Annotated in this window: 22 protein-coding genes and 5 tRNA genes; 4 read left to right on the top strand and 23 right to left on the bottom strand. The window is 62.3% G+C overall.

The features are described 5' to 3' along the window. Positions 1-4: 4 nt before the first annotated feature. A complete protein-coding gene (locus AC0GUR_RS04400; protein ID WP_472876247.1) occupies positions 5-628 on the bottom strand; it encodes an XrtA/PEP-CTERM system exopolysaccharide export protein in 624 nt (207 codons plus the stop codon). Between the two features lie 347 nt (positions 629-975). On the opposite strand from AC0GUR_RS04400, the gene AC0GUR_RS04395 reads away from it, so the two are divergent. Next, positions 976-1,977 carry a JmjC domain-containing protein gene (locus AC0GUR_RS04395; RefSeq protein WP_472876246.1) on the top strand — a complete coding sequence of 334 codons (1,002 nt, stop codon included), beginning with the start codon at positions 976-978 and terminating at the stop codon, positions 1,975-1,977. A gap of 6 nt (positions 1,978-1,983) precedes the next feature. Here AC0GUR_RS04395 and AC0GUR_RS04390 read toward each other — a convergent pair whose 3' ends face one another. The 8 genes from AC0GUR_RS04390 to rlmE all read right to left on the bottom strand — a co-directional run bounded on the left by AC0GUR_RS04390 (position 1,984) and on the right by rlmE (position 7,290). After that, positions 1,984-2,808, bottom strand: a complete 825-nt coding sequence (locus AC0GUR_RS04390) for a methyltransferase, TIGR04325 family (RefSeq protein WP_472876245.1) — start codon at positions 2,806-2,808, stop codon at positions 1,984-1,986. Between the two features lie 852 nt (positions 2,809-3,660). After that, positions 3,661-3,736 (bottom strand) — tRNA-Lys (locus AC0GUR_RS04385). Between the two features lie 30 nt (positions 3,737-3,766). After that, positions 3,767-3,843: transfer RNA gene (locus AC0GUR_RS04380), tRNA-His, on the bottom strand. Positions 3,844-3,857: 14 nt separating this feature from the next. Further along, positions 3,858-3,934, bottom strand: a tRNA-Arg gene (locus AC0GUR_RS04375). Positions 3,935-3,961: 27 nt separating this feature from the next. Beyond that, a tRNA-Pro gene (locus tag AC0GUR_RS04370) sits at positions 3,962-4,038 on the bottom strand. A gap of 172 nt (positions 4,039-4,210) precedes the next feature. After that, positions 4,211-4,287: transfer RNA gene (locus AC0GUR_RS04365), tRNA-Arg, on the bottom strand. Positions 4,288-4,693: 406 nt separating this feature from the next. Beyond that, positions 4,694-6,643, bottom strand: a complete 1,950-nt coding sequence (ftsH, locus tag AC0GUR_RS04360) for an ATP-dependent zinc metalloprotease FtsH (RefSeq protein ID WP_472876244.1) — start codon at positions 6,641-6,643, stop codon at positions 4,694-4,696. After that, on the bottom strand, positions 6,640-7,290 hold the full coding sequence (gene rlmE / locus AC0GUR_RS04355; RefSeq protein WP_472876243.1) for a 23S rRNA (uridine(2552)-2'-O)-methyltransferase RlmE: 651 nt from the start codon (positions 7,288-7,290) through the stop codon (positions 6,640-6,642). The genes ftsH and rlmE overlap by 4 nt, the downstream gene beginning before the upstream one ends. 84 nt (positions 7,291-7,374) lie before the next feature. Here rlmE and yhbY point away from each other — a divergent pair, with 84 nt between their 5' ends. Together yhbY and AC0GUR_RS04345 are read left to right on the top strand one after the other, a co-directional pair. Next, the gene (gene yhbY, locus AC0GUR_RS04350; RefSeq protein WP_472876242.1) at positions 7,375-7,671 is read left to right on the top strand and encodes a ribosome assembly RNA-binding protein YhbY; all 297 of its coding nucleotides are present in this window, start codon (positions 7,375-7,377) and stop codon (positions 7,669-7,671) included. Between the two features lie 11 nt (positions 7,672-7,682). Then, entirely contained in the window at positions 7,683-8,060 is a 378-nt protein-coding gene (locus AC0GUR_RS04345; protein ID WP_472876241.1) for an Mth938-like domain-containing protein, read from the top strand. A 102-nt stretch (positions 8,061-8,162) separates the two neighbouring features. Here AC0GUR_RS04345 and AC0GUR_RS04340 read toward each other — a convergent pair whose 3' ends face one another. The 5 genes from AC0GUR_RS04340 to AC0GUR_RS04320 form a co-directional block, all read right to left on the bottom strand. Further along, positions 8,163-9,131: a peptidoglycan DD-metalloendopeptidase family protein gene (locus AC0GUR_RS04340; RefSeq protein ID WP_472876240.1), complete on the bottom strand. Its 969-nt coding sequence runs from the start codon at positions 9,129-9,131 to the stop codon at positions 8,163-8,165. 76 nt (positions 9,132-9,207) lie between these two features. Next, entirely contained in the window at positions 9,208-9,816 is a 609-nt protein-coding gene (locus tag AC0GUR_RS04335) for a YqaA family protein (protein ID WP_472876239.1), read from the bottom strand. A gap of 31 nt (positions 9,817-9,847) precedes the next feature. Then, entirely contained in the window at positions 9,848-10,528 is a 681-nt protein-coding gene (locus AC0GUR_RS04330) for a protein-L-isoaspartate(D-aspartate) O-methyltransferase (protein ID WP_472876238.1), read from the bottom strand. Positions 10,529-10,532: 4 nt separating this feature from the next. After that, positions 10,533-11,324: a 5'/3'-nucleotidase SurE gene (gene surE / locus AC0GUR_RS04325; RefSeq protein ID WP_472876237.1), complete on the bottom strand. Its 792-nt coding sequence runs from the start codon at positions 11,322-11,324 to the stop codon at positions 10,533-10,535. A 96-nt stretch (positions 11,325-11,420) separates the two neighbouring features. Further along, on the bottom strand, positions 11,421-12,077 hold the full coding sequence (locus AC0GUR_RS04320; RefSeq protein WP_472876236.1) for an NADPH-dependent F420 reductase: 657 nt from the start codon (positions 12,075-12,077) through the stop codon (positions 11,421-11,423). 120 nt (positions 12,078-12,197) lie between these two features. On the opposite strand from AC0GUR_RS04320, the gene AC0GUR_RS04315 reads away from it, so the two are divergent. After that, positions 12,198-12,743, top strand: a complete 546-nt coding sequence (locus tag AC0GUR_RS04315) for a Smr/MutS family protein (protein ID WP_472876235.1) — start codon at positions 12,198-12,200, stop codon at positions 12,741-12,743. A gap of 447 nt (positions 12,744-13,190) precedes the next feature. On the opposite strand, the gene truD is transcribed toward AC0GUR_RS04315, so the two are convergent. The 9 genes from truD to cyoC form a co-directional block, all read right to left on the bottom strand. Further along, positions 13,191-14,207, bottom strand: coding sequence for a tRNA pseudouridine(13) synthase TruD (gene truD / locus AC0GUR_RS04310; RefSeq protein WP_472876234.1), 1,017 nt, complete (start codon positions 14,205-14,207; stop codon positions 13,191-13,193). Between the two features lie 100 nt (positions 14,208-14,307). Next, positions 14,308-14,781, bottom strand: a complete 474-nt coding sequence (gene ispF, locus AC0GUR_RS04305; protein WP_472876288.1) for a 2-C-methyl-D-erythritol 2,4-cyclodiphosphate synthase — start codon at positions 14,779-14,781, stop codon at positions 14,308-14,310. 14 nt (positions 14,782-14,795) lie between these two features. Continuing rightward, complete coding sequence (gene ispD / locus AC0GUR_RS04300; RefSeq protein ID WP_472876233.1) at positions 14,796-15,485, bottom strand: 2-C-methyl-D-erythritol 4-phosphate cytidylyltransferase; 690 nt, start codon at positions 15,483-15,485, stop codon at positions 14,796-14,798. Positions 15,486-15,487: 2 nt separating this feature from the next. After that, positions 15,488-15,811, bottom strand: a complete 324-nt coding sequence (gene ftsB, locus AC0GUR_RS04295) for a cell division protein FtsB (protein WP_472876232.1) — start codon at positions 15,809-15,811, stop codon at positions 15,488-15,490. Positions 15,812-15,830: 19 nt separating this feature from the next. Next, entirely contained in the window at positions 15,831-17,144 is a 1,314-nt protein-coding gene (eno, locus tag AC0GUR_RS04290) for a phosphopyruvate hydratase (protein ID WP_472876231.1), read from the bottom strand. Positions 17,145-17,236: 92 nt separating this feature from the next. Next, entirely contained in the window at positions 17,237-18,070 is an 834-nt protein-coding gene (gene kdsA, locus AC0GUR_RS04285) for a 3-deoxy-8-phosphooctulonate synthase (RefSeq protein WP_472876230.1), read from the bottom strand. Next, positions 18,067-19,737 (bottom strand): CTP synthase, encoded by a 1,671-nt coding sequence (locus AC0GUR_RS04280; RefSeq protein ID WP_472876229.1) that lies wholly within the window; start codon positions 19,735-19,737, stop codon positions 18,067-18,069. Before AC0GUR_RS04280 ends, kdsA begins: the two co-directional genes overlap by 4 nt. 362 nt (positions 19,738-20,099) lie before the next feature. After that, positions 20,100-20,477 (bottom strand): cytochrome o ubiquinol oxidase subunit IV, encoded by a 378-nt coding sequence (cyoD, locus tag AC0GUR_RS04275; RefSeq protein ID WP_472876228.1) that lies wholly within the window; start codon positions 20,475-20,477, stop codon positions 20,100-20,102. Further along, positions 20,477-21,115 carry a cytochrome o ubiquinol oxidase subunit III gene (cyoC, locus tag AC0GUR_RS04270; RefSeq protein WP_472876227.1) on the bottom strand — a complete coding sequence of 213 codons (639 nt, stop codon included), beginning with the start codon at positions 21,113-21,115 and terminating at the stop codon, positions 20,477-20,479. The genes cyoD and cyoC overlap by 1 nt, the downstream gene beginning before the upstream one ends.

Below are 21,115 nucleotides of genomic sequence, written 5' to 3'. Positions count from 1 at the left end.
ATCGTCAGAACGCGCGCAAAGGCACCGTCACTACATCGCCTGGCTGCACCGGATAGTTGGTCGCCAGATCCCCTTGCTGCAGCACCTTGTCCAGACGCACCGCATACGGCGTGGTGACGCCATCACCCGATTTGCGGTAAAGCTCCGTGCGGTCGGGTGCGGCGAATTCCGTAGTGCCCCCTGCCGCGAGCACGGCATCAAGCACTGTCATGCCCTGGCGATACGGAATGGATACCGGCGAACGCACGGCACCGGTGACACGCACACGCGACAAGTACTCGTGGCTGCGCAGCTCGGTGAGAATCACCGCCACCTGCGGGTCACGCACATAGGCCTGCAGCTTGTCCTTGATTTCCCCTGCCACTTCTTCGGGTGTCTTGCCACCCGCCATCACGTCGCCAATCAGCGGCACAGTGATCTTGCCGTCCGGTCGCACGGGCACGCTTACGCTCAGGTCGGGGTTGTGCCAAACGGTGATCTGCAACTGGTCATCCACACCGATGCGATAGGTGGAAACCGCCTGGGCAGCAGGGTCGACCTTGGGCGCCTCCTTCAAACCGCTGTTGGAGGCGCATGCCGAAAGCAGCAGCACCACGCACAGTACGAGAAGCTGCTGAAGACTCTTCATGACCGCCCCCTGAAAAAAGTGTGATGTACGTCACGACCGAGTATATCCACGGCAAAAACAAACTTGACAAAACCATAAGACGTATGACTTGCCGCACATGGACTCGCGCCATAAGCGTCATGCCGGGCGCACCGATGAGCTTCGCTCTTGGCTTTGCCGTGACTTGTCACCAGAAGGCCTAGCCGAAGCGGCAAGCCATGCCGCAGAAGTGCGTGTGAAGCACTGCGAAGTAGCAGCGCGCCAGCAACGACGCATGCCGGGTTAGACCGTTTGGCCGATGGCGAGGCTTTGGTGGGTCATCGACGATCGAATCGCACGAAACCGCGCCTGGCGGAGGGGCAAACAACATGAGCGATAACCCACACGCCACGCCCGCGCCGGGCGAGGCCCCGTACCATGTTGCGCCGGTGGATGCGGCCGATTTCTCCACGCATAAAGTCAGCAAACTTCGCCACACCTTTCATGCGCATCCCCTGCTCCAGCTACCCGCGCTTGCGGATCTGGCTGAGGAGTTAATGCCGCTGGGCCAATGCCGCTTCGTGCAGCCCGGTCTCGAACAACACTCGCCGTTCGCCCATGAGGGCGAGCACCCCGATGGCAGAAACATCAGGGAGTGCTTTCGACGGATGGAGGAACCGGGTTCGTGGGTAGCGCTGTATCACGTGGAGCACGTTGCGCGATATCGCGCTTTGCTCAACGACATTCTGGAAACCGTGCGGCCGCTGATCGAGCGTGAGCAGTCGGGTATTCAGGACGTCATGGGCTTCATTTTCATCTCGGCCCCGCCGTCGGTGACGCCGTTCCACATCGATCGCGAAAACAACTTCTGGCTGCAGCTGCACGGACGCAAGACCTTGAGCGTATGGGACCCGACGGATCGCGACACGGTGACAGCGGATGCCGTGGAAGACTTCATCGTGGACCGCTCACTGCGAAAGGTTCGCCTGAAGGAAGAGCATCGGTCGCGCAAGCACGATTTTGACAGCGGCCCCGGGGATGGCGTGTATTTTCCCAGCACATCGCCGCATATGGCCCATGTCGGCCACGACTGGGTGAAGCCGGGCAACGGCATCACCGCCTCCATCGGCATCACTTTCTTTACCCATGAAACGCGGCGCGCGGCGCGTATCCATCAGGTGAACCGCATCCTTCGCCACAAACTACGCATGCAGCCGAGCTATCCGGGAACATCGCCTCTCGCCGATGCGATCAAGGCGCCGCTGGGTCACCTGATGGGCCCGATGCGGCACTTGCTGATCAACAGTGCGAGAGTGGCGCGCGCCGTGACAACGGGTACACGACCCGGCAATGACCCACTGGGCGACAAGGCACCGCCGGGTTCCTACTGAGCGGCGTCACGCCTCTCGACTGAAGTAAAAACCGAAGTAGCGATCGAGCGAGTGCGAGGGATAGAACGGGATGTCGCACTGGCGATCGGTGTTTTCCCAGCGATCTCGCATGACGTAACCCAGTGCCTTCAGGCTATCTAGAAACTCACGTTCGGCCGTGACGCGATACGGACAACACGATGCACCCGTGTTCTGCACCGTGAAATAGGACGTGCTCATGTGGATGGGCACGGAGTTCAACAGCAGGTGCGCCGGCAAACGTTCCAGGCTGCGCAGCATGTCCGCCAGGGTGTAATCCAGGTATTGCAGGGAACCTGCAGCAAAAAGAATGTCAGTGCCGCTGGCGTCTTCGCTTCGTGGAGTAAAACTGAGACGTCGCAGACTGTCGTTCTTCTGCGCCCACTCTGCGCCGGCCTCCATCACCGCAGGTACGTCCAGCACCTGCCAGCGGATGCGATCCGGATAGCGGAAATATCGCTGATACGCGTAGTAAGCGATGCCGATATGACCGCCCAAATCAAATACGGAGGCGCTTCCCGCTTCAAACATGCGCGACAGCCACCACATCATCGGATAGTCATTGAGAAACACACGGCGCGTGCGCTCGCGGTAGAACGCCGCCGATGCCGCATTGTCGTAACCCTGCACGCGCGTCGACGGAATGCTTGCCTTTGCCTCGGCGAAACTGCCGTACACGCCGCGATACAGGTTCTCCATCGTCGAGTCATGCGCCAGAAAGCGCCGCTCGTAATTAGCACGCAATACGCCACGAATGCCCGGCCAACTCGATGTCAGCAAAGCAAGAGCTTGAATGGTGCGAGGCATATCCATGCAACAGGGCTCCCCCGAGCGAGTGCGTTGATCAGCCATGAAAACGGTGCCGCGAACGGATCGCAGCGGGCTATCACGCACTATCGCCCTGTCCCATGGGGCGCGCAAATTCTCGAAGGCACTATGGCCATTAGCCTATATTCGCGGCCTGCCGCTGATGGGTGGCGCGATGATGGGAACCGTCGCATTCCACTCCATGCCTCGATGCGAGCAAAGGCATCGGATCCATAGCCAAGCCAGGGTTAGCCCCGCTTCGACGGGCCTGAATTGCCGTGGCTGTGGCTGGCTGCCGACCGGTGCGCCATCATGAGTACCGCAGCGACGGCTGCGCCGTTTGCCAGTAATTGAAATAGCATGGATCCCTCCCCCGAGTTCATGGAAACCATCTCATACGGGGTTTTGAATCGCAATATTTTGCCGCAAGAATTAGCGTTACTGCGGAGCGCCGACGCCATCATCGGCGGCACTTAGGCCCCTCTCGCAAGATTCGAGACAGTTGCCGGCTGACACCAAGGCCTAATGCCCCATAGCGAATGGAAGCGCCGCCATGTCGCGGCGTCGATGGCGCGCCGGTAAAAGTCGGCGCGAGTACACGCAGCATGCGTGAATTGTGCGGGGCTCGGAGCACCACCTGGCGCGACCTTTGTGCCACGGCACGGGGTGCAGAGATACCCACCATGGCACGGCGGTGGGTCATCGGATACTTGCACCGCGGGGGCTCGTTTCCAGCCTTGCGCACTGTGTCAGCAAACCAAGCGCAGGAAGCATCGGAGAGTCACCAGGCACGTCAGGCGGCTGCAAAGTCCAGGCAAAGAAAAAGGCGCTTAGCTTACGCTAAGCGCCTGATTCAATTGGTGGGCCGTGTAGGATTTGAACCTACGACCAATTGATTAAGAGTCAACTGCTCTACCAGCTGAGCTAACGGCCCATAAAACTAAATTGTGCTTGCCGCCTCAACTGGGGTGGAAGATGGGACTCGAACCCACGACCCTCGGAATCACAATCCGATGCTCTAACCAGCTGAGCTACATCCACCGCAAAACTTGAGTTGGCGCGCCCGACAGGAATCGAACCTGCAACCGTCGGCTTAGAAGGCCGATGCTCTATCCGGTTGAGCTACAGGCGCTTGTGCACATTGTGCATAGCATCTGCATGGTCGGGGCAGAGGGATTCGAACCCCCGACATCCAGCTCCCAAAGCTGGCGCTCTACCAGGCTGAGCTATACCCCGATTTCGAAACCCTCAACCTTCACGGGCTGAAGCTTTGAAATGCTACGGGTGACGCCTAGCCCAGTCAATCCGTATCAAAGCACACCGAACGTAAAACCCTATGCTCGGTCCGATTGGCGATTCACTGCCTTGCGGTGCAAACCGTGATGTAAACATCACACCTTGCTTTAAATGGCGCGCCCGGAGAGATTCGAACTCCCGACCACCAAGTTCGTAGCCTGGTACTCTATCCAACTGAGCTACGGGCGCGTTTTTAACTTTTGCTTGTCGCTTAACCATTTTGGTGGAAAGCGCCGAAGCCAGAAGCGGAATTATTCAGATTCGAGGGCGGTGCGTCAACACTTTTTTTCAGTTTTTTTTCATCGCCGTTGAAGAAACTTCACGTTTGCGATGAGACGCCTTCACTCGAGCTGCACATTTTAGCCGGGCGTCTCGCGTTCGGCTATACCTTTTCGTAAAAAATTTTCGGTTTGTCTGACTCCACTGTAGGAGCGCACCTTGTGCGCGAACGCAGCGCTGGGTTCTGGCCTCAGTGAAATGCGTTCGACGAACAAACACTGGGGCAGTGGCATTGCGCTGCGGTCGCGCACAAGTGCGCTCCTACAACAAAAAAAGGGCGGCACTGGGCCGCCCTTCTCTCGTGCATTTGCGTCGATCAACGATCGGCGATGCGACTCTGCGTTGCCGGATCGCCCACCTTCGCACCCGCATCGCCACGCGGCGGCGGAGGCGGCGGTGTAGAACCCGTGCTGGAGTTCTTCGACCAATCCGCCGGCGGACCCGGAATGCGGCCAGCCATGATGTCGTCGATCTGGTGCGCGTCGATAGTTTCGTACTGCAGCAGCGCATCGGACATGACGTGCAGCTTGTCGATGTTGTCAGTCAGCAGCTGCTTGGTGCGCGCGTAAGCGCGATCCAGGATGTCACGCACTTCTTCGTCGATCTTGCGCGCGGTTTCGTTGGAGACGTTCTTGTGCTGCGTCACGGCGCGGCCCAGGAACACCTCGTCCTCTTCCTCGCCGTACGTCATCGGGCCGAGCTTGTCGGACAGGCCCCACTTGGTGGCCATGTTGCGAGCCATCTTGGTGGCGCGCTCGATGTCGTTCGAAGCACCGGTGGTGACTTTGTCTTCACCGAAGATCAGCGCTTCAGCCACGCGACCGCCGTACAGCGAGCACAGCTGCGACTCGATGGCCACGCGGTTTATGCTGTACTTGTCGCCTTCCGGCAGATACATGGTCACGCCCAGTGCACGACCACGCGGGATGATGGTGACCTTATAGACGGGGTCATGCTCCGGCACGAGACGACCCACAATGGCGTGGCCGGCTTCGTGGTACGCGGTGAGCTTCTTCTCGTCTTCGCTCATGGCCAGCGAGCGACGCTCGGTGCCCATCAGGATCTTATCGCGCGCCTTGTCGAGGTGGCTCATGCGCACATCGCGGGCGTTTTCGCGCGCGGCGAACAGCGCCGCCTCGTTGACCAGATTGGCGAGATCGGCACCGGAGAAACCCGGCGTGCCGCGCGCAATGGTCATCGGGTCAACATCCGGTGCGGTCGGCACGCGGCGCATATGCACCTTGAGGATCTGCTCACGGCCCTTCACGTCCGGCAGGCCCACCACCACTTGGCGGTCGAAACGGCCCGGACGCAGCAGCGCGGGATCAAGCACGTCCGGACGGTTGGTGGCGGCGATGACGATGACACCTTCGGTGCCTTCGAAACCATCCATTTCCACCAGCAGCTGATTGAGCGTCTGCTCGCGCTCGTCGTGACCGCCGCCCAGACCAGCGCCACGATGGCGGCCCACGGCGTCGATTTCGTCAATGAAGATGATGCACGGCGCGTGCTTCTTGGCCTGCTCGAACATGTCGCGCACGCGGCTGGCGCCGACGCCCACGAACATCTCGACGAAGTCGGAGCCGGAGATCGAGAAGAACGGCACCTTGGCTTCGCCGGCAATGGCCTTGGCCAGCAGGGTCTTACCGGTACCCGGCGGGCCTACCATCAGCACGCCGCGGGGGATCTTGCCGCCCAGCTTCTGGAACTTGCCGGGGTCGCGCAGGAATTCCACCAGCTCGCCCACTTCTTCCTTGGCTTCGTCGCAACCGGCGACGTCGCTGAAGTTGACCTTGATCTGGTCTTCGCCCTGCAGCTTGGCGCGCGAGCGACCGAAACTCATGGCGCCACGACCACCCGCACCGGCCTGCATCTGGCGCATGAACCAGATGAACACGCCGACGATGAGGATGATGGGCAGCCAGTTGAGCAGCAGACCGAGCAGCGAGAAACCGTTGTTGGACGGCTCCTGTCGCACTTCCACGCCCTTGTCCTGCATCTGCTTGACCACCGAGTTGGTGGACCAGCCGAGTACCGGCGCAACGGTGCGGAACGCATTGCCGTCCTTCAGCTTGCCGCTGATGGTGGCGGGCTGGTCGGCACTGATGGTGGCCGTGGCCACATTGCCGTTGTCCACGCTCTGCACGAAGCTGCTGTAAGGCAGATCCGAGGCGGACGCGCCACGCGGATTGAAGCTCTGAAACACCGTCAGCAGTACGACTGCGATGATCAGCCAGAGCAGCAAGTTTTTCGCCATTTCATTCATGCACGGTTCTCGCCCGATTGCCCACCGTGGATCTTCCGCCCCACGGCCAATGCGTACACCTCCCGCGAACGTGCGCGGGAAGCCTTTGGTTTACGCATGGTCACGCGGGTGAAGTCCGCGCGCAAGCTGCGTATGTAGTCGTCAAAGCCGGTTCCCTGGAACAATTTGATCAGGAAAGACCCGCCCGGTTTAAGCCATTGGCGGCTGAAGTCCAGCGCCAGCTCGGCCAGATCCATAGCCCGGATCTGATCGGCCAGGGCCACGCCACTCATATTGGGGGCCATATCAGAGAGCACAAGATCGACTTGCTGACCCTGCAGGCGGCTTTCCAGCTCTCGCAGCACCGACTCCTCACGGAAATCGCCCTGCAGGAAGTCCACCCCGCCAATGCCCTGCATGGGCAGGATGTCCATGGCCACCACGGTGCCGGTGTCGCCCAGACGCTGGCGCACCAGCTGCGACCATCCGCCCGGGGCGGCGCCCAGGTCCACAACCCGCATACCGGGCTTGAGCAGCCGATCCTTGTCGATCAGCTCCTCCAATTTGAAGACGGCACGGGAGCGCAGGCCCTCAGCCTGGGCCTTCTTCACATAAACATCATCGAAGTGCTCCCGCAGCCAGCGGGAACTGCTTTTGCTGCGAGACATAATCAGCAACGGCCACAAATACGGGGGAAGTAGCGCGCATGATACCCTTAGCGGTCCCATCGCAGCGAATCCGAGACTGAACGCATGGCACTTTCCCCTTCCCAGCGCCGTTATCTGCGCAGCCTCGCCCATGATCTCCACCCCGTCATCCTGCTCGGCGCCAAGGGCGCGACCGAAGCCGTGGTGAAGGAGCTGGACCTTGCCCTGTCTCACCATGAACTGGTGAAAGTGAAGCTCTCCGGCGGCGACAAGGATGAGCGCCAGCAGCAGATCGACTTCCTCACCGAGGGCACCAGGTCGGAGAACGTGCAGCAGATCGGCCACATCGTGGTCCTGTTCCGCCGCAACGAAGACGAGCCGAAGCTCGCCCTGCCCCGCTAAGGCTTCATTGCATGGATCTGTCGCTCGACCATCCCGGCAGCTACCTGTTTGTGCGCCGCGTGGGCGCGCGCTCGATCCTTGTTGTGGATCGCGAGCTCACGGCGAGCTTTCTGCTTTCGCCGGAGCGCGCTGTTGAGAATTGGCCTGTGACGGCGTCTGGCGAGCTGGACGCGAGTCATGTGGATGCGATTCTCGAACTGAAGCCCGAAGTGGTTCTGCTGGGTACGGGTGAGCGGCAGGTGTTCCCCGCTGCCGCCTTTATGGCGGGCCTGCTGCGCAAGGGCGTCGGTGTGGAAGTGATGGATAACGCGGCGGCGGCTCGTACGTACGATTTGCTCGCTGGCGAGAACCGTCGCGTAGTAGCTGCCTTTATCCTGCCGGCCGAATAACCGTCAGCTTTTTCTGTAGGAGCGCACTTGTGCGCGACAAACCTGCGGAGCGGAAAATTGACTCGCTGCGGTCGCGCACAAGTGCGCTCCTACAAGACCGCATTAACGGGAAGGTAGGTAACCCATCGGGTCGACCGGATTGCCGTCTTTGCGAATCTGGAACTGCAACTCGTCGCGCGATGCACCGGTGGAGCCCATTTCGGCAATCTGCTGGCCGGCGGTGACTCGCTGACCTTCTTTCACCAAACGCTTGCTGTTGTGGCCATAGGCCGACAGATAGCTGTCGTTGTGTTTGACGATGACCAGCTCACCGTAGCCCACCAGGCCATTGCCGCTGTACACCACCACGCCGTCGGCCGCGGCGCGCACCGGGTCACCGGTCTTCCCGGCAATCTCGATACCGGGAATGGCATCGCCGGACTGGAAGCGCTTGATCAGCGAACCGTCGGCCGGCCAACGCCAGTTCACACCGCCGTTGCTACGGGTGGTCCCCGGTGCTGCCGGGGTGGCGGGCGCCGGTGGCGGGGTATTGCTGGCCGTTGCGGCTGCAGCACCGGCCACGGGAACGACCGACGTTGTACTTGCCGCAGGGGCTGGCGCGACCGAATGTGCCGTTGCAGGCGCCGTGCTGGCTGCCGTTGCTGCTACCGTCGATCCAGCCGCCGGCTGGACGCCCGACTGAGTATCCGACGCAGCGGCCCCGACATGGGCGGGGGCCGAAGGCTTGGCTACCGTCGCTACTACCGGTGCGGTATGCGTTGCCGCTGATGCGGGCGGCTTGCCGTTGGCAGGGCCCAGCTTGAGTTCCTGTCCCGGCCAGATGGTGTACGGCGAATCGATATGGTTCCAGCTCGCCAGGTCGCGGAAGTCCACGCCGTTGCGGAACGCAATCGAATACATCGTGTCGCCCTTCACCACCTTATAGGTGCCGCCCGGTGCGGCCCGCGATGCGGGCGCAACAACGCGCGACGAGCTGTTGGCCGCAGGTTCGACAACAACGGATCGCTGAGTGCCACAGGCAGCCAGCAGGATGGCGGGGGTCAGGATCAGTGACCGGAGATATCCATTCATGGGGTCAGCATAACGAGGCGCAGCAGGATTTTCATGCGTACCGCACCGATGGGCCTGTCAGCCCACCGGTCAGCGTTCAGTGCGACAGGAACCACCACACGGCCAGCGCCGCCAGAATGATCAGCGCCGCCCAGCCGATGCGCTCGATGTGCTTGTGCAGCAGCTGCTCTGCGCGCTCACCGAACAGGCGGATGAACAACGCCAGCAACCACACGCGCTTGCCGCGCCCCACGGCAATGCACACCAGGAACGGAATGATCGGCACACCCACGATGCCCGCCGCCCAGGTCACGAACTTCATCGGCACCACCGGCTGCAGCGCCGCCAGCGCGAGCACCACCATCAGACCCAGCCAATGCTGGTTCATCTGCATGCGGAGGTTTTCCACGCCCGTTTCGATCGGCGCGAGCAGATGCATGCTGCTGAGCAAGGGCGACAGCGCGTGGAACGCCCAGTGCCCCAGCGCATAGCCCACCAGCGAGCCCAGCAGCGAGAACGCCAGACTTAGGTTGGCGTAGAAAAACGCCTTGTGACGCTTGCCGAGCATCATCGGCGCCAGCATCACTTCCGGCATGATCGGGAAAATGAAGGCCTCGATGAAGCTGAGACCGCAGAGGTAATACACAGCCTTGGGGTTGCGCGCCCACGTCAGTGCGCGCGCATAGAGCGTTCCAAACAGACGCATGCTTAGCGAATTCCTTGTGAGCTGGGGCGCATCAGCCGATGCCGCCAAGTAGTGGCACGAAACTGACGGCGGCCAGTTCCTCCTGGATAAAATCGCCCTGCCCGTCACCGCGCATGCGAATCAGCATCTGGTTGCTCGGCGAGCCCACCGGCGCCACCAGCACGCCCGTGGGGCTCAGCTGATCGAGGACAGCGTGCGGAATTGCGTCACCGGCGGCGGTAAGAATGATGGCGTCGAACGGCGCTTCGTCGGCCCAGCCAAGCTTGCCATCGTCGTGGCGCGAACGGATGTTGGTCAGCCCCAACTGACGGAAGCGACGGCGCGCCTGGCGCAGCAGCTCTTCGATGCGCTCGACGGTGTAGATCTGCGGCACGAGTTGCGCCAGCACCACCGCCTGGTAACCCGAACCGGTGCCGATCTCCAGCACCTTCTGCGGCACGCCGAATTCCAGCAAGGCCTCGGTCATGCGTGCCACCACCCACGGTTGGGAGATGGTCTGACCGTGGCCGATCGGCAAAGCGGTGTTTTCGTAAGCGCGCGAATGCAGCGCCTGGTCAATGAAATGGTGGCGTGGCGTATTGCGAATGATGTCGATCACCCGCTGATCGCGAATACCCTCTTCCTTGAGCTTGGTAGCCAGGCGGTCGCGAGCGCGCTGCGAGGTCATGCCCTCGCCTTTCAGTGCAGATGGTGGCAACGGATGCACGTTCATCACCTCAGGCAGCCTCGCCCGCCGGCTTCTTGCCCGCGCCCTCGTTCATGCCACCCACCCAGCTGCTGACTTTTTCCAAAGCCTGGAACCGCGTCAGATCCGTGTGGATCGGTGTGACCGACACATAGCCACGGCGCACGGCGTTGAAGTCGGTGCCAGGGCCCGCATCGTCCACATCACCGGCTGGGCCGATCCACCAGATTTCCTTGCCGCGCGGGTCGGTCTGCTTGATGGCCGGCGACGAGCGATGACGCTTGCCCAGCCGGGTGACCTCAAAGCCGCGAATGTCGTCCCACGGCAGGTCGGGCACGTTGACATTGAGGATGGTGTCGGCCGGCAGCGGATCCACCAGCAGGTGTCGCATCAACAACAGCACCGCATTGGCGGCGGAGTCGTAGTGCACGCCCTTGTGATCCTTGCTGACCAGCGAGACGGCGATGGCAGGCAACCCGAGAAAGCGCCCCTCCATCGCGGCTGAAACGGTGCCGGAATAAATCACGTCATCGCCAAGGTTGGCCGAATTGTTGATACCGGAAACGACGATGTCGGGCTCATGGTCCAGCATGCCGGCCAGCGCCAGATGCACGCAGTCCGTGGGTGTGCCCGCCACGCGGAAATGGCCGTTGTCCATGCGCAGCGCGCGGATGGGCCCGTCAAGGGTCAAAGAATTGCTGGCGCCCGAGCGATCGCGGTCCGGTGCTACCACCGTGACCTGGCCGACCGCCCCCAGGCGTTCGGCAAGTACGCGGATGCCCGGTGCATCCACGCCATCGTCGTTGCTTACCAGAACTCGCATGATGATCCGTACAAAGCTGGGGGTCTGGCGCACCGTCCCTGCCAACTCCTGGCGCGCCCCATAGATACCGAAGTCTAACCGAGCGGGCCCATGGTTTCACACGGGCGCGGGGCCGGCACGAAGCATCTTGAAGGCGTGCGTCCAATCGTTCCGCAGGAGTCCAGGGATACACCAGAGGATGCACAGCGGCTCAATGGCCCTGGCTGACTCGACGCCGCCCATGTCCTCGGTGTCCCAGCCGAACTCATCGAGAATGTTACGTACCTGTTGCTTGGCCGCCTCGTCATTGCCGCAGACGAACATGCTGGGGCGTCCGCCGGGCAGCTCGGGATTCACCATCAGGTTGTTACCCACGGAATTGAACGCCTTCACCAGACGCACACTGGGGAACGCCTGCTGGAGCCGCTCCATCAGCGACTCGTCCAAGGAGGTGAAGAAACGCAGGACGCCGTTCTGTGGCGGCTGATCATCAATCGGATTGGTGGCGTCGATCACCACCTTGCCGGCCAGATTCGACTCACCAGCCAGTCTCAACGCATCCAGCGCCGCGCCGCCCTTCACTGCGAGCACCGCTATCTCACCAAAGGCGGCCGCCTCCGCCACGCTGCCGACCCTGCCCGCTGGATGGGCAACCGCCCAGTCAGCCAGCTTGTCCACTGACCGTGTGCCCAGCAGTACCTGATGCCCGTGCTTGAGAAACCCGCTGGCCAGCGTTTCCGCCACGACGCCCGAGCCAATGATGCCTACCTTCATGGTCTTCGCCCTATGCCTTGTGGAAACGGACAGCGTGCACCCGGACGAGTGCACAGGCAGTCATCGCCGTCACACAAAGCGCATGAGACCCACGTTATGGATGTTGGGTAGGATGCCCTTATGAAACATCGCCCTCCTGCCCAGATCACCGATGACGACGCGCGCCTGTTCCGCGACGCGATTGGTGAAGTACGCCAACTGGATCCGGTTGCGCCAGCGCCCGCGGCACCGAAGCCCGAACCGCAAGCCCACATGTTCGAAGCCGACGAAGCCGCCGTACCCGGCGAGCTGCTGGATATGGCGTTCGACCCGGGCCTGATGGAAGTGGGTGAGGAACTGAGCTATCTGCGCGACGGCTATCCACCCAAGTTGCTGAAGCAACTAAAGCGCGGACAGTTCAGCATCCAGGACGATATCGACCTGCATCAGATGAATGCCGCGGCAGCACAAGCGACGATTGCGGATTTCCTGGCGGAGGCCAAGGCGCGCGGGTTTCGCTGCGTGCGCATCGTGCACGGGAAGGGATTGCGCTCGAAGGCTGCCGGGCCGGTGCTGAAGGTGCTCACCGATCGACTGCTGCGGCGGCGCGATGATGTGGTGGCGTTTGCGTCGGCGAGGCCGATGCAGGGTGGAACTGGGGCGGTGGTGGTGTTGCTGAAGGGGTGAGGCCATTCTTCCGTCACTTCGAAAGGAACCAGGCGCTTCCGCCTTGGCGTCGCACACGCCTTAAGCCCTCTTCGTAATGGCGCGTTGCGGTGTAGCCGTACCGCGTGTCGGACGATCGTGACGATCGGGCCCTCGCGGACGCCATGGCTCGTATTAATCACGACGCTACGAATACCTCGCTCTGGAGGCCGTTTTCTTTGGGTTACTTTTGACGCGAAGCTAATCCCCGTGGGACTTTTGGGCCAGCAAAAGAAAAGTGACTCGAGCGTCCCACGGGGACTAGCTTTGCGTCGTAGGCGGCACCCTGACGGGAGCGCGACAACCGAGCGAAAAATCACTGGACCCCGGCCTTCGCCGGGGTGACGGTGAGGGGAACACGCGTTCTCGCGAGCACCCACCCCTCACCCCAACCCTCTCCCCGGAGGGGAGAGGGAGCAGAATGCAGCGCTAGCTAGTGCGCGCCAACTCGCGCACCACCGTCGTGGCATACGCCCCCGCCGCCAACTCAAAACTCAACTCCAACGCATCCCCCTCCAGCCACCGCCATGCAAGCTTCTGCGGAATCATCCGCAACGCGCGCCGCTCCTGGTCCATCTTGGCCGCCACCAACCCATCCGCCAGGTCGGCATTAGCCGCAGCCATCGCGTTCTCCAGCGCAGCAACATCCGCCTTCGCAGGCGTCTCGCCACGCCCCCATAGCGGCCCGGACGGATGAATGTCGCCACGCGCCAAACGCTCAGACAACACCGCATCGAACGGCTCCGGACCAAACCACGAACGCGAACCCGCCAGCGCCCAGATTTCACCTTCCATCGGTGAATCCCACGCACCCTGCTCGACACGCGCTGCCAGCACGGCGTTGAAGATATGCGAGCGCGCAGCGGACAACAGGAAGTGACGCTTGTCGCGATCAACACGACGACCCGCAAACATTGCCCTCGCCTGCGCCACGTTGCCGCCTTCGCGACCGAAGCGCTGCTCGCCAAAGTAGTTGGGCACACCGCGCTGTGCGATCTGCTGCAGTACTTGCTCGGCCACCGCCCGATCACCGGTGACGTCACGCAATACCAGCACAAAGCGATTGCCGCGCAGTGCTCCACGCTTGAGCTTTCGTTTGTGGCGTGTAACGGCCAGCACCTTCACTTCGTCGTGCACAAACGCCTGCCAGTCCGGTTCTGGCTTGCCGGCGAGCTGCACGGAGAAGGTCTGCCGCGTTACGGCGTGGCGGTCCTTGAGTCCGGCATAGCCGACATCCAGTGGTTTGATACCAGCAAACTTCGCGAGCTCGCGTGCCACCCAGTCCGTATTGGCACCGCGCTTTTCCACCCAAAGCAAGGCGTGGTCACCCTCACCGTCAGCGTCGTAACCGAGAATTTCCTCCACCTGGAAGTCTTCAGGGCTGCTGCGCAACACAGCGGTCAGCGGCGGGTTGCCGTAGGCATAAGGCAGTTCAAGATCGGACATGGGACTCCACCGGCAAAACCGGTCAAAGAAATTCGATACGCGGGCTTTCGCCCATTAGATCAGCTCGAACGTGGCGAGCTTGAGAAAGCGATGGCCGGCCTTAGGCCATGACCAGCAGCACGCAAGCCTGCGCCGCAATACCTTCGCCACGCCCGGTAAAACCCAGCTTCTCGGTGGTGGTGGCTTTGATGCTGATACGGTCGATGTCGCAGCCAAGCTCTTCGGCCACCGCTTCGCGCATGGCGAGGGAATGCGGGCCAACCTTGGGTGCTTCGCAGATCACGGTGACGTCGGCATTGCCTATGGCATAGCCCTGCTCGCGCATCAACTTCGCAGCGTGCTGCAGAAAGATGCGACTGTTTGCGTTGCGCCACTGCTCCTGGCTCGGCGGAAAGTGCCGGCCGATGTCGCCTAGCGCCAGCGCACCAAAGATGGCATCGCACAAAGCGTGAATCACCACGTCGCCATCGGAATGTGCCACCAGACCGCGGTTGTGCGGCACGCGGACGCCGCCGAGCATCACATGGTCGCCTTCGCCAAAAATGTGGACATCAAAGCCCTGGCCGATACGCATCATGGGATGTCTCCTTACCTGGTTCGCGGCAACAGGAACTCGGCCAACGCAAAATCCGTCGCCGTGGTTACCTTGATATTGTCTTCGGCGCCTTCGACCAACAATGGTGCAAAACCCGCTCGTTCCATCGCCATTGCCTCGTCGCTCACCGTGACGCCGGCTACCGACGCGGCAAGCAAGGCGGCCGACAGTTCACCACGACGAAACATCTGCGGCGTGAAGGCACGCCAGCGATGGTCGCGTGGTTCGGTTTCCTGGCTGCGCCCGTCACTGCCTGCACGCTTGAGCGTGTCGCGCAACGGCGCCCCCAGCAAGCCACCGCCTGCAGGCACACCTAGTTCAATCAGTCGGCGGATGTCCGCTTCGCGCACGCAGGGGCGCGCCGCGTCATGCACCAGCACAAAGTCGCTATCCGCCACATCGGCGGGAAGCGCGCGCAAACCAGCAAGCACGGAATCGCAACGCTCGGCGCCACCGAGAGTAGTGAGCACCGGCTTGCCACCAAGCTCGGCGACACCGGGCCAATACTCGTCCTTACTGCCGAGCACGACCATCAAACCGGCAATCTGAGGATGTGCCGCCAAATGCTCCAGCGTGTGCAGGATCAGCGGCTTGCCTGCCAGTGGCAGGTACTGCTTGGGAATGTCACCGCCGACGCGCGTACCGCGCCCTGCTGCCGGCACCACACACCACAAGGACGCCATGTTCAACGGCCACCAGTGGAAGTGGACGGCGCGGGCGCCTGGTTGGCGCCCGGCTTTTCGACCACCTGATAGAACGTCTCGCCCGGCTTGATCAGGCCAAGCTCGGCGCGCGCGCGCGCTTCGACGGCCTGATTGCCATGCTTCAGGTCGTCCACGTCAGCACCCAGCGCCTGATTGCGCGCCTGCAGCTTGTCGTTGTCTTCGCCCTGCCTGGTGACAGCGGCGCGCAGGGTTTCCACCTCATGCACGCCACCGTTGCCGTTCCACAGTTTCATCTGCAGAGCGATCAACACCAGGATCAGGATCAGGGCAACCCAACGCAGCATGGGCGGTTCGCGCTCCCTATCAGCCCGGCAGGCTGGTCAGGTTGGGGAATGCGTTGCGACCGGCGTACTTGGCGGCCGAACCCAATGCTTCCTCGATGCGCAGCAGCTGGTTGTACTTGGCCACGCGGTCGGTGCGGCACAGCGAACCGGTCTTGATCTGGGTTGCCGTGGTCGCCACGGCGATGTCGGCGATGGTGGTGTCTTCCGTCTCGCCCGAGCGATGCGACACGATCGCGGCGTACTTGGCAGCGTCGGCCATGGCGATGGCTTCGAGCGTCTCGGACAGCGTGCCGACCTGGTTCACCTTAATCAGGATGGCATTGGCAATCTGCTTGTCGATGCCTTCCTTGAAGATGGTCGGGTTGGTGACGAACAGATCGTCGCCCACCAGCTGCACGTTCTTGCCGATGGCGTCGGTGAGGTGCTTCCAGCCGGCCCAATCGCCTTCGGCCATGCCGTCTTCGATGGTGACGATGGGGTACTGCTTGGCCCAGCTGGCCAGCACGTCAACCCACTGTTCCGGGGTGTAGACCTTGCCCTCACCTTCGAGGTCGTACTTGCCGTCCTTGAAGAACTCGGAGCTGGCGACGTCGAGACCAAGCAGGATGTCGCTGCCGACCTTGTAGCCAGCCTTGATGATGGCTTCGAGGATGGTGTCCAGCGCTTCGATGTTGGAACGCAGGTTGGGCGCGAAGCCGCCTTCGTCGCCCACTGCGGTGTTGAGGCCCTTGCCCTTCAACACGCTCTTCAACGCGTGGAACACTTCGGTACCGGCGCGCAGTGCTTCGGAGAAGCTGGAAGCGCCCACGGGAAGGATCATGAATTCCTGCACGTCGACGTTGTTGTCGGCATGCGCACCGCCGTTGATGATGTTCATCATCGGCACCGGCAGCGCACCCGGCTTGCCGGTGGTGCCGTTGATGGTGGCGAGGTACTGCCACAGCGGCTGGCGGTTCTGCGCAGCAACGGCGTGAGCGGCGGCCATGGAGACGCCGAGGATGGCATTGGCGCCCAGCTTGCCCTTGTTCGGCGTGCCGTCGAGGTTGATCAGCTTGGCGTCCAGGCCACCCTGATTGGCGGCGTCGAAGCCCTTCAGCTCGCTGGCGATGGAGTTGTTGACGTTGAGCACCGCGCTCTTCACGCCCTTGCCCAGGTAACGCGACTTGTCGCCGTCGCGCAGCTCAACGGCTTCACGCGAGCCGGTGGAGGCGCCGCTCGGCACGGCCGCGCGACCGAAGCCGCCGCCGGCCAGGGTCACTTCGGCTTCAAGCGTGGGGTTACCGCGGGAATCGAGGATTTCACGGGCGTGGATGCGGGTGATTTCGGTGCTCATGGTGTCCGTAGCGTTGATGAAGTGACTGAAGCGGTTGAGAACATCCTGCCTGATGCGCGGGGATTTCGCTTCATTCGCTTCCCCGCGACGAATCAGAGCGTGTGTTCCAGTAACGTGTGGCGCTTGGTGACCTGGTCGAGCTCGAGCAGGGTTTCCAGCAGCGCTTCCATCTTGCCCAGCGGCCAGGCGTTGGGGCCGTCGCTGAGTGCTTTTTTCGGGTTCGGGTGCGTTTCGGCGAACAGGCCGGCGACGCCCACGGCCACTGCCGCACGCGCCAGCACCGGTACGAATTCACGCTGACCACCCGAGCTGGTGCCCTGCCCGCCCGGCAGCTGCACCGAATGCGTGGCGTCGAATACCACCGGGCAACCGGTGTCGCGCATGACGCTCAGCGAACGCATGTCCGAGACGAGATTGTTGTAGCCGAAGCTGGCGCCGCGCTCGCAGACCATGATGTCGTCGTTGCCGACGGCCTTGGCCTTGTCGACGACGTTCTTCATGTCCCACGGCGAAAGGAACTGGCCCTTCTTGATGTTCACCGGCTTGCCGGCGCGCGCCACGTTCTGGATGAAGTCGGTCTGGCGACACAGGAAGGCCGGCGTCTGCAGCACGTCGACCACCGAGGCCACTTCGTTCATCGGCGTGTATTCGTGCACGTCGGTGAGCACGGGCACGCCGAGCTGGCGCTTCACTTCGCCCAGAATCTTCAGGCCCGCTTCCAGGCCGGGGCCACGGAAGCTGGTGCCCGACGAACGGTTGGCCTTGTCGAAGCTGGACTTGAAGATGAAGTTGATGCCGAGCTTGCCGGTGATTTCCTTGAGCTTGCCGGCGGTGTCCATCTGCAGCTGTTCGGATTCGACCACGCAGGGACCGGCAATCAGGAACAGCGGCTTGTCCAGGCCGACGTCGAATCCACACAACTTCATGCGACAGACTCCTTGGCCAGACGCTCACCCTCGCGCACCGCCTTGAACTCGCGGGCGGCCTGCACGAAACCGATGAACAACGGGTGGCCATCGCGTGGGGTGGAGGTGAATTCCGGGTGCGCCTGGCAGCCGAGGAACCACGGGTGCTTCTGCTGCGGCAGCTCGACGATCTCCACCAGCAGGTCGTCCATCGACTTGCCCGAAATCACCAGACCCAGGTCTTCGAACGGCTGACGGTAGCGGTTGTTGAACTCGTAACGGTGACGATGACGTTCGCGCACCACGTCCTGGCCGTACAGCTGGCGTGCCAGCGTGCCGGCCTTGAGGCGGCATTCCTGCGCACCCAGGCGCATGGTGCCGCCGAGGTCGGAGCGCTCGTTGCGCTGCTCGACTTCGCCGGTGGCGGTGGTCCACTCGGTGATCAGCGCGATCACCGGGTCCGGCGTGTTGCGGTCGTTTTCGCTGGAATCGGCGGCGCTGAGGCCGGCCACGTTACGGGCAAAATCCACCACGGCGGCATGCATGCCGTAGCAGATGCCGAAATACGGCACGCCCTTTTCGCGGGCGTACTTGGCGGCCAGCACCTTGCCTTCAAAGCCGCGCTTGCCGAAGCCGCCCGGCACCAGGATGGCGTCGGCATTGCCGAGCACCTTGGCGGCGCCTTCGGCCTCGACCTGCTCCGAATCAACCCAGTTGAGATTGACGCGGGTGAGCTGTTTGATGCCGCCGTGGCGCAACGCTTCGCCCAGGGACTTGTAGGCGTCCTTGTGCTCGACGTACTTGCCGACGATAGCGACGTTGACCTCATCCTTCGGGTGCTCCACGGCGTCGACCGTGCGCTGCCACGAGGACAGGTCGGCCGGACCGGCCTGCAGGCCCAGACGCTTGACCACGATCTCGTCGAGGCCCTGCTTGTGCAGCCACAAGGGCTGCTTGTAGATGATGTCCACGTCCGCCGCGCTGATCACCGCGTTCTCGGGAACGTTGGTGAACAGGGCGATCTTGCGGCGCTCGCCGTCCGGCAGCGGCTGCTCGCAGCGGCACAGCAGCACGTCCGGCTGGATACCGATGGAGCGCAACTCCTTCACGGAGTGCTGGGTGGGCTTGGTTTTGATCTCGCCGGCGGCCTTGATGTACGGCACCAGGGTCAGGTGCATGAACATCACCTTCTCCGGGCCATGTTCGATGCGCAGCTGGCGGATGGCCTCCAGGAAGGGCAGCGACTCGATGTCACCCACCGTGCCGCCGATCTCCACCATCGCCACGTCGAAGCCGCGCGTGGCCTCGTGGATGCAGTGCTTGATCTCGTCGGTGATGTGCGGGATGACCTGCACGGTGGCGCCCAGATAGTCGCCGCGGCGCTCCTTGCGGATCACCGATTCGTAGATCTTGCCGGTCGTGATGGAATTCTTGCCCGTGAGACGGGTGTTGACGAAGCGCTCGTAGTGGCCCAGGTCCAGGTCGGTCTCCGCGCCGTCGTCGGTCACATAGACCTCGCCGTGCTGGAAGGGACTCATGGTGCCGGGATCCACGTTGATGTAGGGATCCAGCTTCATCATGGTGACCGAGAGGCCACGCGCTTCCAGAATGGAAGCCAGCGACGCCGCGGCGATGCCCTTGCCAAGAGAGGACACCACACCGCCGGTGACGAAAATCAGGGGGGTCATGGGATGCAGCCGTGCTGGAAATCGGCATTTTAGAGGAAGAACGGTCTGGCTGCGAGGGTTTACAGCGGCCTAGATGACTGGGTTGTTCAAGTTGGGGGTCACCATCCTCCCGCCGCCCACCCCTTCCTGCCCCTCACCGTCATTCCGGCGCAGGCCGGAATCCAGTAACCGTGCGCGACGGTTTTCGCCGGATTGCGTTGAGCGCTGCCGCGACAACCGACTGCAGTCGCCACTAGATCCCGGCCTGCGCCGGAATGACGAGCGTGGGTGCTGAGGCGTCGACCGCACCATGACGCCAAGGCTGCGCAGAAAAACAAAGGCGCCCAAAGGCGCCTTTGTTCCGAACTTCCGCAATGACGGCCTTACTCGACCGGCATCATCTGCGACGTCGGGTGCATCATGTTCACGTTCATGTTGTGCAGCACCCACAGCGAACCGACCACCACGATGGCCAGGATCAGGATGGTGAACAGCATGATGGCGAGGTTGCCGCGCTGCGACGGCGACGTACCCATGTGCAGGAAGAACACCAGCTGCACAACCAGCTGGGCCACACCGAACACGATGATGCCGGGCATCATCAGGTTGTGCGGCACCATGCCGCTCATGACCACGCCGAACGAGGCCAGGGTCAGCACCACCGACAGCGCGAAGCCAATCAGGTAGGACTTAGTGCTGCCGTGGTCGGCATGCTCGGCGCCGTGATGGGCCGCATCGTGGGAATGGTGGTTGCCGGACATCAGATGGCCCCCCGCAGGTAGACAAAGGTAAAGACGCAGATCCAGACGATGTCGAGGAAGTGCCAGAACAGGCTCAGGCACGACAGGCGACGACGGGTCATGTCGTTGAGACCGAAGCGGCTGATCATGTGCATCATCACCGCCAGCCAGATCAGGCCGCAGGTCACGTGCAGACCATGCGTGCCCACCAGGGTGAAATAGCTCGACAGGAACGCGCTGCGGCTCGGGCCCGCACCCTCATGGATGAGGTTGGCGAATTCGTAGACTTCCATGCCGATAAAGCCGGCACCGAACACGAAGGTCACCGCCAGCCACGCCAGCACCTTGCCCTTGCGACCGGCATGCATGTTGAGCATGGCCATGCCGAAGGTGACCGACGAGATCAGCAGCAGCATGGTCTCGCCGAGCACGTACTTCAGATCGAACAGCTCTTTGCCGGTCGGACCGCCCGCCGTGCTGTTGGCCAGCACGGCAAACGTAGCGAACAAGCCTGAAAAGATCAGGCAGTCGCTCATCAGGTAGATCCAGAAACCCAGCAGGGTCTTGGATCCGTCGTCGTGATGGTGGTGATCGACGCCGCCGCCGTGGCCGACGCCGTCCACTGCGCCATGAGTGACGCTAACTGCTGCACTGCTCAT

It is taken from the genome of Dyella sp. PARNA 12/25 (assembly GCF_055702865.1).
This window is presented reverse-complemented; position numbering and strand designations above follow the sequence as displayed.

Coding starts and splice junctions, on each gene's coding strand:
- AC0GUR_RS04390 (WP_472876245.1), bottom strand. CDS start 2,808: ATGGATATGCCTCGCACCATTCAAGCTCTTGCTTTGCTGACATCGAGT.
- AC0GUR_RS04280 (WP_472876229.1), bottom strand. CDS start 19,737: ATGACCCCCCTGATTTTCGTCACCGGCGGTGTGGTGTCCTCTCTTGGC.
- AC0GUR_RS04345 (WP_472876241.1), top strand. CDS start 7,683: ATGGATCTGTCGCTCGACCATCCCGGCAGCTACCTGTTTGTGCGCCGC.
- cyoD (WP_472876228.1), bottom strand. CDS start 20,477: ATGTCCGGCAACCACCATTCCCACGATGCGGCCCATCACGGCGCCGAG.
- ispD (WP_472876233.1), bottom strand. CDS start 15,485: ATGGCGTCCTTGTGGTGTGTGGTGCCGGCAGCAGGGCGCGGTACGCGC.
- eno (WP_472876231.1), bottom strand. CDS start 17,144: ATGAGCACCGAAATCACCCGCATCCACGCCCGTGAAATCCTCGATTCC.
- ispF (WP_472876288.1), bottom strand. CDS start 14,781: ATGCGTATCGGCCAGGGCTTTGATGTCCACATTTTTGGCGAAGGCGAC.
- AC0GUR_RS04315 (WP_472876235.1), top strand. CDS start 12,198: ATGAAACATCGCCCTCCTGCCCAGATCACCGATGACGACGCGCGCCTG.
- yhbY (WP_472876242.1), top strand. CDS start 7,375: ATGGCACTTTCCCCTTCCCAGCGCCGTTATCTGCGCAGCCTCGCCCAT.
- rlmE (WP_472876243.1), bottom strand. CDS start 7,290: ATGTCTCGCAGCAAAAGCAGTTCCCGCTGGCTGCGGGAGCACTTCGAT.
- ftsB (WP_472876232.1), bottom strand. CDS start 15,811: ATGCTGCGTTGGGTTGCCCTGATCCTGATCCTGGTGTTGATCGCTCTG.
- AC0GUR_RS04395 (WP_472876246.1), top strand. CDS start 976: ATGAGCGATAACCCACACGCCACGCCCGCGCCGGGCGAGGCCCCGTAC.
- AC0GUR_RS04400 (WP_472876247.1), bottom strand. CDS start 628: ATGAAGAGTCTTCAGCAGCTTCTCGTACTGTGCGTGGTGCTGCTGCTT.
- AC0GUR_RS04320 (WP_472876236.1), bottom strand. CDS start 12,077: ATGAAGGTAGGCATCATTGGCTCGGGCGTCGTGGCGGAAACGCTGGCC.
- truD (WP_472876234.1), bottom strand. CDS start 14,207: ATGTCCGATCTTGAACTGCCTTATGCCTACGGCAACCCGCCGCTGACC.
- kdsA (WP_472876230.1), bottom strand. CDS start 18,070: ATGAAGTTGTGTGGATTCGACGTCGGCCTGGACAAGCCGCTGTTCCTG.
- AC0GUR_RS04335 (WP_472876239.1), bottom strand. CDS start 9,816: ATGCGTCTGTTTGGAACGCTCTATGCGCGCGCACTGACGTGGGCGCGC.
- surE (WP_472876237.1), bottom strand. CDS start 11,324: ATGCGAGTTCTGGTAAGCAACGACGATGGCGTGGATGCACCGGGCATC.
- AC0GUR_RS04340 (WP_472876240.1), bottom strand. CDS start 9,131: ATGAATGGATATCTCCGGTCACTGATCCTGACCCCCGCCATCCTGCTG.
- cyoC (WP_472876227.1), bottom strand. CDS start 21,115: ATGAGCAGTGCAGCAGTTAGCGTCACTCATGGCGCAGTGGACGGCGTC.
- ftsH (WP_472876244.1), bottom strand. CDS start 6,643: ATGAATGAAATGGCGAAAAACTTGCTGCTCTGGCTGATCATCGCAGTC.
- AC0GUR_RS04330 (WP_472876238.1), bottom strand. CDS start 10,528: ATGAACGTGCATCCGTTGCCACCATCTGCACTGAAAGGCGAGGGCATG.